Annotated in this window: 8 protein-coding genes; 4 read left to right on the top strand and 4 right to left on the bottom strand. The window is 39.5% G+C overall.

Annotated elements, in window-relative coordinates:
- Positions 1-103 precede the first annotated feature (103 nt).
- The 4 genes from fusA to RFX69_RS13090 form a co-directional block, all read right to left on the bottom strand.
- Positions 104-2,242, bottom strand: a complete 2,139-nt coding sequence (gene fusA, locus RFX69_RS13105) for an elongation factor G (RefSeq protein ID WP_000113824.1) — start codon at positions 2,240-2,242, stop codon at positions 104-106.
- A 178-nt stretch (positions 2,243-2,420) separates the two neighbouring features.
- Complete coding sequence (gene rpsG, locus RFX69_RS13100) at positions 2,421-2,891, bottom strand: 30S ribosomal protein S7 (RefSeq protein WP_001138055.1); 471 nt, start codon at positions 2,889-2,891, stop codon at positions 2,421-2,423.
- A 159-nt stretch (positions 2,892-3,050) separates the two neighbouring features.
- Positions 3,051-3,425, bottom strand: a complete 375-nt coding sequence (rpsL, locus tag RFX69_RS13095) for a 30S ribosomal protein S12 (RefSeq protein ID WP_000246374.1) — start codon at positions 3,423-3,425, stop codon at positions 3,051-3,053.
- A 200-nt stretch (positions 3,426-3,625) separates the two neighbouring features.
- Positions 3,626-4,951 (bottom strand): EcsC family protein, encoded by a 1,326-nt coding sequence (locus RFX69_RS13090; protein WP_279726603.1) that lies wholly within the window; start codon positions 4,949-4,951, stop codon positions 3,626-3,628.
- A gap of 296 nt (positions 4,952-5,247) precedes the next feature.
- Between RFX69_RS13090 and RFX69_RS13085 the strand changes: the two genes are divergently transcribed.
- The 4 genes from RFX69_RS13085 to RFX69_RS13070 all read left to right on the top strand — a co-directional run bounded on the left by RFX69_RS13085 (position 5,248) and on the right by RFX69_RS13070 (position 8,630).
- Positions 5,248-6,477, top strand: a complete 1,230-nt coding sequence (locus tag RFX69_RS13085) for a beta-ketoacyl-ACP synthase II (protein ID WP_000832710.1) — start codon at positions 5,248-5,250, stop codon at positions 6,475-6,477.
- An 18-nt stretch (positions 6,478-6,495) separates the two neighbouring features.
- Positions 6,496-6,948, top strand: a complete 453-nt coding sequence (hemJ, locus tag RFX69_RS13080) for a protoporphyrinogen oxidase HemJ (protein WP_000339890.1) — start codon at positions 6,496-6,498, stop codon at positions 6,946-6,948.
- Positions 6,949-7,118: 170 nt separating this feature from the next.
- Positions 7,119-7,979, top strand: coding sequence for a pirin family protein (locus RFX69_RS13075; protein ID WP_289332894.1), 861 nt, complete (start codon positions 7,119-7,121; stop codon positions 7,977-7,979).
- A gap of 90 nt (positions 7,980-8,069) precedes the next feature.
- Positions 8,070-8,630 (top strand): hypothetical protein, encoded by a 561-nt coding sequence (locus tag RFX69_RS13070; protein WP_001048354.1) that lies wholly within the window; start codon positions 8,070-8,072, stop codon positions 8,628-8,630.
- Positions 8,631-8,831: the final 201 nt, after the last annotated feature.

Genomic DNA, 8,831 nt, shown 5'->3' with positions numbered 1-8,831 from the left:
TTTAGCCATGATGATCTTCCTTTATTAACTACTCATGGAGGGTCACTCCATGAGCACTTGGTTTTTAACTAAGAATTAGTTAGGGCTTATAGTAATCGAAAGATTACTCGTCGTCACCTTTTTTACCGCCAGCTTGGAATTTAGCGATGATGCCTTCAGCCACGTTACGTGGAGTTTCAGCATATTTAGCAAATTCCATTGAGTATGTCGCACGACCTTGAGACATAGAACGCATTTGAGTCGCGTAACCAAACATCTCAGCAAGTGGAACTTCTGCTTTAATTGCTTTTGTTCCACCAGGAAGATCGTCCATACCTTGAACCATACCACGACGACGGTTTAAGTCACCCATGATATCGCCCATGTAGTCTTCTGGAGTCTCAACTTCAACTTTCATGATAGGTTCAAGAAGAACAGGATCTGCTTTCATGAAACCATCACGGAATGCGTAAGAACCAGCCATTTTGAACGACAATTCGTCAGAGTCGACATCGTGGTAAGAACCGTCAAAAAGAACAGCTTTAACGCCTACAACTGGGTAACCAGCCAAGACACCATTCTTCATACGTTCTTGAATACCTTTGTCAACTGCACCGAAGAATTCTTTAGGTACTACACCACCAACAACTTCTTCAGCGAATTCGTATTCTTTACCAGCAGCTTCAACGTCAAGCGGTTCTAAACGAACATATACGTGACCGAATTTACCTTTACCACCTGTTTGACGTACGAATTTACCTTCTTGCTCAACAGTTTTCTTAATCGTTTCACGATAAGCAACCATTGGTTTACCGATATTCGCTTCAACACCGAATTCACGCTTCATACGGTCAACGATGATGTCAAGGTGAAGCTCACCCATACCAGCAATAATTGTCTGACCAGATTCTTCATCAGTGTGAACACGGAATGAAGGGTCTTCTTTAGCCAAACGGCCTAAAGCGATAGACATTTTTTCTTGGTCAGCTTTAGTTTTTGGTTCAACCGCTAACTGAATTACTGGATCCGGGAATTCCATACGTTCAAGTGTAATGATGTTTTTCTCATCACATAATGTATCACCAGTAGTAACGTCTTTAAGACCTACACACGCTGCGATATCACCTGCACGGATTTCATCAATATCTTGACGTTCGTTTGCGTGCATTTGCACGATACGACCGATACGTTCACGCTTAGATTTAACTGGGTTATAAACAGCATCACCTTGTTTAAGAACACCAGAGTAAACACGTACGAATGTTAAGTTACCTACGAATTTGTCGTTCATGATTTTGAACGCAAGCGCAGAGAACGGAGCTTCGTCAGATGCTTCACGAGACGCTTTAGTTTCGTCTTTATCGTCAAGGATACCTTCGATCGCTTTAACTTCTGTAGGTGATGGTAAGAATTCAATTACAGCGTCCAACATACGTTGAACACCTTTGTTCTTGAATGCAGAACCACAAAGCATTACTTGGATTTCAGAAGCTAATGTACGAGCACGTAAACCTGCGATGATGTCTTCTTTAGAAAGATCACCCTCTTCAAGGTATTTGTCCATTAACTCTTCAGAAGCTTCAGCAGCAGCTTCAACCATGTTTGTACGCCATTCTTGAGCAGTATCAACTAGGTCAGCTGGAATCTCGCCGTATTCAAACTTCATACCTTGAGAAGCTTCATCCCAGATAATTGCCTTCATTTCGATAAGGTCAACTACACCAGTGAATGTGTCTTCAGCACCGATTGGCACAACGATTGGCACAGGATTCGCACCAAGACGTGTTTTCATTTGTTCAACAACACGGAAGAAGTTTGCACCAGTACGGTCCATCTTGTTCACGAATGCTAAACGAGGCACTTTATATTTGTTAGCCTGACGCCATACAGTTTCAGACTGAGGCTGTACACCACCAACTGCACAGTAAACCATGCAAGCACCGTCAAGAACACGCATAGAACGCTCAACTTCGATTGTGAAGTCAACGTGTCCCGGTGTATCAATTACGTTGATACGGTGTTGTGGGAATTGGTTACCCATACCAGACCAGAAACAAGTTGTTGCAGCAGAGGTAATTGTAATACCACGCTCTTGCTCTTGTTCCATCCAGTCCATTGTTGCTGCACCGTCGTGTACTTCACCAATTTTGTGAGATACACCTGTGTAGAACAAAATACGTTCAGTTGTAGTTGTTTTACCTGCGTCGATGTGCGCAGAGATACCGATGTTACGGTAACGAGTAATTGGGGTTTGGCGAGCCATGATGTCTACATTCCTAAATGTTATCTTTAAAACAGGGCGCACCAATTAAATTGATGCGCACGAATACTCAAGCGGGGCAACTTAAATACCCGCAAAGCCCCCACTTTGGTAGAGAGCAATGTTGAATCTAGCTACTGTATGCATGAGTATTCTCCTGATTAGGGACTGTTTTATCCGCTTAGAAACGGTAGTGAGAGAAGGCTTTGTTAGCTTCTGCCATACGGTGCACGTCTTCACGTTTTTTGATCGCAGCACCTTTGCCTTCAGCTGCATCAAGCAACTCGCCAGCAAGACGTAAAGCCATAGTTTTTTCAGAACGCTTAGCAGCAGCATCTACTAACCAACGCATTGCTAAGGCAGTACGACGGGATGGGCGTACTTCCATAGGTACTTGATAAGTAGCACCACCAACACGGCGTGCTTTTACTTCGACCATAGGACGAACTTTTTCAAGAGTAGTCTCGAAAAATTCAACTGGGTCTACTTTGTTTTTTTCTTGAACGCGTTCTAAAGCACCGTAAACGATACTTTCAGCAATAGATTTTTTACCATCTTGCATTACGTGGTTCATGAATTTAGCGATTGTTTGGCTGCTAAATTTAGGATCTGGAAGGATCTCACGAGCAGCGACTACGCGACGTCTTGGCATTTTAATACACCTAATAATATGACACTTCAGGATGATCCAGCAGTTTGTACAAGTGTCATGTACACGACGCTGGCCTTACTATACGTCGCTTGAATTACAAATCTATGAAGAATTCAAACAAGCGAAACGCTAAAGGGCTTTTGGACTAGTTTCCCAGAATTACTTCTTAGGACGTTTAGCACCGTATTTAGAACGTGATTGGTTACGATCTTTAACACCAGCACAGTCTAAAGAACCACGAACGGTATGGTAACGTACACCCGGTAAGTCTTTAACACGACCACCACGGATAAGAACAACACTGTGCTCTTGTAAGTTATGGCCTTCACCACCGATGTAGCTAGATACTTCAAAACCTGAAGTTAAGCGAACACGGCAAACCTTACGCATAGCTGAGTTAGGTTTTTTAGGTGTAGTTGTATAAACACGTGTACAAACACCACGACGTTGTGGACAAGCCTTCAACGCAGGAACTTTGGATTTTTCAACCAAAGTCGTACGACCCTTACGGATCAACTGATTCGTTGTTGCCATATGGCAATTCTCCCGTTATTAAAAAACCTTAAAAAGAAAACACCTCTTTTTAAGGGCACATAATTGTAAGCCAAGATGCAAAAATGGTCAACATGGCAGCAGTTGCCAAATGTTGACCATATCAATGATTGACAGGATTATTTACAAATTTAAATAGGGTTGAAATTTAGTTTTTAAACCCTACCTTTGTAATTGTATTGTTAAGAGTACTTTTGCCCCTCTATAACGTCATCATTTTCTTCACTTTCAGGCTCTAATGCTGGCTTTTGTTCACTATGTTCATGTTCAACTACATGTTTCTCTGCAAGATGCTCAATTCCTTGGTGAACATTTTCTTGAACTTTTTCTTCGCTTTTTTCAGAAGTATTTGATTTGACCACAACAGATACTTTTGAAATTACATCATGATTTTCAATTTTATGATGCTGCGTAGCATGGACACTACCATTTTCACCCACATTTAAAAGACGTGGACTCGCTTTTTGAATTAGAGTTACCGCCGCATAGTAAGCCTGTAATGGTGATAAATGCTCATTTGGATGTTCATTTAAATAATGTCTTGCTGCACCGAAAATAGCTTGTGCCTTATGGCCTACATCTTCTTGTAACTTCCAACTATAAACAGCACTAAGCACTGCACCAGCTACTGGAGTAAACTTGCCTACCACAGCAAGTTGTGGAACTTTATTTAACCAGTTCCATTTAAACTCACCATTTTCATCAACTAACCAGCTTTTTAAGGTTTCAATATCATTTGAAGAGCCAAGTACTTGCTGGAACTGTTGAATGTCTTGAGTCTCCAACATATTTCGTAAGGCTTTAAGTGCCAAGAGTAAAGTCTGCTTTTCCGCAATTAAGCTGATATCAACTTCTTTAAAAATAAATTCAACAACGTCTTGGTCAGTTGCTTCAATTAAATCAAAGCCGTGTGATCTACCTGTTTGGTAAATTGTTCTCAAAACTAAGACTAATGAAACTGGAATATCTACGGCTGCTCCAACCATTCCAGATACGCCCGTAATTGCACCTTGAATACTGGCAATCAATTTATTTTGTTCAATAAGTGCCTGACTTAAACGTTGGGAGCGTGAGGTATCTTTTGTAAGCTCAAATAAGTCTTTAGCCCCCGCTTCTTCTAAAATTTTTTCAGTTAACGTACTTTTCGAACTAAAGTCATTCAACCAATCAAATAAATAGCTTGATATTTTTTCATTCCAGTCAGGTGAAATAAATGTAGCGATACCATTGACCTTTCTAAAATGGCGTCCAAATACCTGACGAGTAACTTTAGGTAAATGTTCACGTAACATTTGTTGTGGGCTTTCATACTGCTCCACTTCAAACGGACTTTTATTTCTGGCACTACCTTCTACTGTTTTGCCATTTGAAAGTGGCTCAACCAATTTACTTACCTCACCAATTTGACTTTGCTGCAAGATGTTTAAACCAGTAGAACTGAGCTTTTTAGCCACTCCGAAGACCTGAGAAAACAAATTGTCAGATTGATTATTATTAAATTTTGTCATCCAGTACCTCGATTTTTTAATTTATCTAATTAGAGATAAATACTAGGTGGAATGTGGATTTATCTCAACTTGAATGTGTGTATTTTAGTTAACCCTAAATGCAACATACTGTGTATTTGGTTATTTTTTTTAAATGCAAAATTGACATAAAGATTTGCCATAAGAAATAAAAAACCTTTCTGCTATCATGGTAGCAACGAAAACATGGGTCTACTGTTCTTACAGCTATATTCTCCTATCATTTAATAGCTGCTCATGATCATAGACTTTAAATATCACCATAAAGGGACCTGTAGATGAAACGTGTTGTAATCACTGGTATGGGTATTAACTCATGTATCGGTAACTCTTTAGAAGAAGTTACTCATTCACTTAAAAATGGAATCTCCGGGACACGTTTTAACCCAACTTATGCTGAACTCAATTTTAAAAGTCATGTCAGCGCTGCGGCAGAACAAGATTTTGACAATATTGATCGTAAATTAAAACGGTTCATGGGCGTATGTGCAATGTATGCTTATAACTCTGCTGTTGCAGCTGTTGAACATGCTGGCTTAAAAGCAGAAGATTTAGCAGATAATCCACGTTATGGTATTGCCGGTGGTTCAGGCGGTGGTTCAACTGCTTCTGTTGTAGAAATGACTGAACTTTTAGAAACTAAAGGTGCTCGTAAAGTTGGTCCTTTCTTTGTTCCACGTAACATGACAAATACAATCACTGCAAACGTGGGTGTAGCATTTAAACTTCAAGGTATTGCTCACTCAATTGCAAGTGCTTGTGCAACTTCTGCAGACGCAATTGGTTATGCATATAACCTTATCGCTCTAGGCAAACAAGATCTTATGCTTGCTGGTGGTGGTGAAGAAGATCACTGGTCTCAAAGCCTATTGTTTGATGCAATGGGTGCTTTGTGTTCTAAATACAACGACACACCTGAAACAGCGTCTCGTCCATATTCTAAAGACCGTGACGGTTTCGTCATTGCTGGCGGTGGCGGTTTCGTTGTTCTTGAATCTCTTGAACATGCTCAAGCACGTGGTGCAAATATTCTTGCTGAAGTTGTTGCTTATGCTGCAAACAGTGACGGTGCTGACATGGTAGCTCCAAGTGGTGAAGGTGCAACTCGCTGTATTTTGATGGCTCTTGAAGAAGCGAAACAACACGGCGTAGATAAAATTGACTATGTAAATACGCATGGTACTTCTACACCAGCAGGTGACGTGACTGAGCTTAAAGCAATGGAACGTGCTTTCGGTGAAGGTAAAGTTCCACCACTTAGTTCAACTAAATCTATGACCGGTCACAGCTTAGGTGCTGCTGGTGTTCATGAAGCAATTTACTCTGTATTAATGCTTCAAAATGACTTTATCGCGCCAAACATCAACGTGACTGAGCTTGATGAAGGTACTGAAGGCTTTGATATTGTGCTTGAAAAACGTGATACAAAATTGAATACTGTAATGAGTAACAGTTTTGGCTTTGGCGGTGTTAACGCTTGCCTAATTTTCAAGAAGTGGGATGCATAATCCCGCGTAGGATTATCGATGGATGCACCTTCTGATGCCTTTTTGTGGGTAAAAGCATTACATATTATTGCTGTGGTTTGTTGGTTCGCTGCTTTGTTCTACTTACCACGTCTTTATGTTTACCATGCAATGAGTGATGATGCTACCAGCCATCAGCGCTTTGAAGTGATGGAACGTAAGTTGTATCGAGGTATTATGTGGCCGTCTATGATTGCCACATTAATTACCGCACACTTTCTTGTAGAGTGGGGCGATGCAACTCGACATTACCATGAAGCCACTTGGTTTTATCTAAAAGTTGGATTAGTGGCTTTATTAGTGATCTACCATTTAGTTTGTGGTTACTATCGCAAAAAGCTTATTGGAAATGCTCACTACAAATCACATAAGTTCTGGCGTTTCTTCAATGAAATGCCAACCTTAATTTTATTTGCTGTTGTGATTTTAGTTGTTGTAAAACCTCAGTTTTAACTGGGGTTTTTTATTATCTAGGACTCTCATCTCATCCTCTTATACATTTTACTGACTCAACCTATTCATAATTTATTATTCAGAGCAAAAGACTTTTATACCAGTCTTAATACATTCTTATAAAAACATCTCATCTTTTTTATAAATTCAATCAACAGAAAGGATAAAGCATGAAAAGTCTGGCTTTTATTCATCGTAACGATACTCGCTTTGCGGTCGGTGATTTTTATCCAGTTCTTTCTGTTTTTTCCTACCATGAGTTAGGCAATACCCTCTCACCCTTCTTACTACTCGACCATTTAGGTCCCGGAAAAATTGCACCTTCTATGAAACGTAGAGGAGTTAATGATCATCCCCATCGTGGATTCGAAACGGTAACACTTGTTTATGCAGGTGAACTGGAACATAAAGATTCATCTGGTGGAGGTGGATTTATAAGTGCTGGTGATGTGCAATGGATGACCGCAGCCTCTGGTGTGATTCATCGGGAATTGTTTAGTGAAGAGTATTCTCGATCTGGTGGTCCTTTTGAAATGATTCAACTTTGGGTCAATTTACCAGCAGCAAATAAAATGAATTCTCCGCGCTATCAAAGTTTAAAGAAAGCTGAAATACCGATAGTGAAACTGGAAAATGAAGCTGGATTTGTACGTATTATTGCAGGGCAGTTTAAGCATGTTATAGGCCCTGCACTCACTCACACTCCTATTACCGTATTAGATGTAGAGCTTCAGGCAGGTCAACAAGCCGCCTTCCCTGCTCAATCCGGTGAAACAGCTTTAGTTTATTTACGTTCAGGTCGGGCACAATTTCAAAAAGATGAAGACATTTTAGAGGAACAAGGCCTAGCAGTCATGTCAAACCAAGGAGAGCATTTCTCTATTACTGCCCTGCAAAGCTGCAAATTACTTATTTTGACAGGACAACCCATCACAGAACCGATTAATGGTCATGGTCCATTTGTAATGAATACTTATGATGAGATTTTACAAGCCTATGATGATATTAAAAATGGAAGATTTGCCAAGTAAAACAGGCTAACTGCCGCATGAGAAACAAATGACAGTTATTTGCGTCTGTCTTTCAACATAGTTGATGTATGTTATGCTACAAACCAATAGATGAACTTATTTACTAGCAAAACTATGTTCACTCTCAACGCTTTTAAACTTGTCATATATCGACAATTTATTATTTTCACCCTTTTTATATTTCGTCACTTAAAAAGCTATCCGATTCGATTTCTTACACCGGAAGAAAAAGCTTTAGCACAAAGGGTGTTTGGGAGTTTGCTAGATTGTGAACGTCCTAAAATTATTGCTACTCGTTACTTACCGTGGCAAGCGCATGGAATTTTGATGGCTCCAAATGGGAATATATACGTCAATCTTTCTGACTACAGCAGTAATTACGCGCTAGAGTCTAAATTCATACAAGGGATTTTTATTCATGAGCTAGCTCATGTTATGCAATACCAACGAGGTATTCATGTATTACTAAAAGGTGCGTTACTGCAATCCGCCTACTATCTGAGTTTTAAGTATTACAACCCTTATAAATATACTTACCATCCTCAGAAAGCGTTTAGTTCTTACAATATTGAGCAGCAAGGAGAAATTGCTAGAGATATCTGTTCAGGTAAACTGCCAAATATCATTTGTTTACCTCAACTTGATTTGTAACCAAATAATCCAGTTTGTTTTCAACGTAACTTTTTTGCTAACTTATCAATAGAAATTTGATAAACAAAAAACATAAAAATAAAGTTGAGATCTAAATTTATTAATGTCAAATTATTGAAAATAAGTATAAAAACTTATTTCAAATTTTTGAGCGATAAGGCAGTATACAAACAATAAAAATAATGAAGCTTGTTTCTATTG

Source organism: Acinetobacter sp. 148 (assembly GCF_031196675.1).
GTDB classification, from domain to species: domain Bacteria; phylum Pseudomonadota; class Gammaproteobacteria; order Pseudomonadales; family Moraxellaceae; genus Acinetobacter; species Acinetobacter baumannii.
Note: the sequence above shows the minus strand (reverse complement) of the source record. Positions and strands in the feature narration are given on the sequence as shown.